This is a genomic window from Blautia sp. AF17-9LB (genome assembly GCF_003479185.1).
GTDB classification, from domain to species: Bacteria; Bacillota; Clostridia; order Lachnospirales; family Lachnospiraceae; genus Fusicatenibacter; species Fusicatenibacter saccharivorans.
In genome coordinates this window covers 1-2,443 of sequence record NZ_QUGU01000041.1, presented here as the reverse complement: position 1 = coordinate 2,443, position 2,443 = coordinate 1, and the positions used below count along the sequence as shown (strand labels likewise).

Below are 2,443 nucleotides of genomic sequence, written 5' to 3'. Positions count from 1 at the left end.
GAAATTTTCAAGGTACGTTAGTTAATGAGTTACTATAAAACGAGTGTTTTGACGCCCATATCATTTTATAAAAATGACTAGTCAATATTACTAAATTCAAAGGTTAATTTTCCTATATCTTACAATATACTATCTATGATATCTTTCAGATAAGTAAAAGCGCGCGTAAAAAACTTAAAATAATCTTGGAGGATTATCACAATGAGAGATAAGAATAATTGAGAGATTGCAAAATCTCAAATGTTTGGATACGCACTTTTTGGCTGTGGAGCTAATTGTCTGGGTGGTATTCTTGGTTCTTTTTAACACTGTATCTGACCGACAATCTGCTGTTGTCCATGTCGTTTATTGCTTTTATGATGTCTGCCGGACGTATTATCAACGCAGTGACAGAATTTTTAAGCGGTTTTATCATTGACCGGACACACACTTTGTCTCTGGGTAAATATGACGCTCAGGCTGCAAATAATGGCATTGCACAATCTTCTGTCACCCTGTTTGCTGAAAGATGCGGATATGCAGTCGTTCCTTTGGTCTGTAGCATTTTGTTAGTTTTGATTAGTAACTTTATGAATGCAGATGAAGAAGTTATAAAATTGAGAAATACTCAATAAAGGAGAGAATTCTAATGACACAATTATTCAATAAATTTTATATTCCTGAAGATGTAGGCATTTCCTCTGTAGCTATTGCCCAGTTTCTGAAAGAATGTGATGAAATAAATTATAAATTGCGGACTCTTCATATTGTTCGCCATGATAAAGCGATAGCAGAAGTTTCCAAATATCCGTTTTGTGCACTTGATAAAAGATTGGTATATTCCGTAAGCAAAACATTTACATCCACGGCTATAGGGATTGCGGTAAAAGAAGGTTTGTTGCGGGTAGATGATTTCGTTCTTGATTATTTTCCGGAATGTCGAGATTTGGACATGGATGATGCAGCCCGTACCATAAAAATTTGCCATCTTTTGACTATGAGTACGGGTCATGGCGTGGATACAGTGGGAGATATGTGCAATGGCATAAGACCCTGGCCGGAAATCTTTTTTACCAGAAAAATAGTATATGAGCCAGGAACTCATTTTGTCTATAATTCCGGAGGAACTTATATGCTGTCAGAACTTATCAGCCGTGTGACTGGCATGTGCCTGAAAGATTGGTTACAGACGCATCTATTTGATCCTCTGGAGATTACAGATGTCAGTTGGGATAAACATGGAGATGTTAACACTGGAGCATGGGGGCTTTTGATTGCTCCACGTGATCTCACAAAACTGGGACTTTTGTACTTACATAAAGGTGTTTACAATGGCATACGCATTCTCACGGAAGAATGGGTTACGGAGGCATCATACCCCCACATTTCCACAAACGTGCAGGGATGTGCCGGATGGGGCCGCCACTATGGATATCAAATTTGGGAGAACAGTCCGGGGAGCTATCGTGCTGATGGAGCATTTGGCCAGTATTGCATGGTATTTCCGAAAATGGATATGGTTATTACAACTACTGCTGAAGAAACGGATGGAAGCAGAATTTTCCCTCTGATTGAAAAGTATATCCTTAATAACATAACTGAGCAGCCGAAACCTCGTGATGCATGGTGTTACCAATACATGAAAAACGTAATGAACCAGTGGGAAACTCCTGTTGTATATTCGCCGAGTGCTTCTTATCTAATGCATATGCTTCAGGGAAAAGAATTTGATTTACGCAGTCGTACATCAGATGAAAAACATACTCTTCGCTTTGAGATTGGCAACAGCCGTATGGAGTTTGTAATCGATGAAATACAGACTATTCACAGTTCCTGTACTGTTGATTTGTTTGGAGAAACCACATATGCAATTGAAATTCCGTCAAATAGCCCACTTATTGGAGACGAACAGAGAAACCGTATTTGGAAATATGCCGCCCATCACAGTTGGGTAGACCAGAGTACCCTTATTTTGACTATATGCTGGCAGGAAACCGGGCATTCACAAACATGGAAATTCTATTTTCATGAAAATACCTTGACTTTGATTGTCACAGATGGTACTAAAGGAATGTTTGAATTGTCTGGTGCGGTGAGTGACCGGAATGTAAGATTTGCTGATATGATTTTTGATGGTGCTTTTAGATAGAAACACGTAAAAATACTCCGGGGATTTTTATTTTTCCCCGGAGTATTTCTGTCAATATAATGTTCATTATTTTTTTAGAAACCCTTAATTTTCTCACCACACACAGAACACATTTCCAGAATATACTATATTTATCAAATGAAACAGTTACCTATTTTGTGAACTTCCTGAAAAAAGTACCCTAAAGACTGTTTTCCCCATCCCTCACCAGTCAATATCATCATCTCTTCCGTGAACCTCACATGACTAAAGTCACGTGCTCCCGGCCGCTTTAAGCGGCAGACCAAATATCGGCGGATACGCCTGTTATTTAGA

2 protein-coding genes are annotated in these 2,443 nt (G+C 38.8%); both read left to right on the top strand.

Annotated elements, in window-relative coordinates; translation table 11 throughout:
* Window positions 1-275: 275 nt before the first annotated feature.
* The gene (locus DWX00_RS19355) at window positions 276-614 is read left to right on the top strand and encodes an MFS transporter (RefSeq protein ID WP_117804616.1); all 339 of its coding nucleotides are present in this window, start codon (window positions 276-278) and stop codon (window positions 612-614) included.
* Between the two features lie 14 nt (window positions 615-628).
* Window positions 629-2,128 (top strand): serine hydrolase domain-containing protein, encoded by a 1,500-nt coding sequence (locus DWX00_RS19350; RefSeq protein ID WP_118596025.1) that lies wholly within the window; start codon window positions 629-631, stop codon window positions 2,126-2,128.
* Window positions 2,129-2,443 lie beyond the last annotated feature (315 nt).

What these genes read in the sequence shown, in the direction of transcription:
- DWX00_RS19350 (WP_118596025.1), top strand. Translation starts at nt 629, where the DNA reads ATGACACAATTATTCAATAAATTTTATATTCCTGAAGATGTAGGCATT.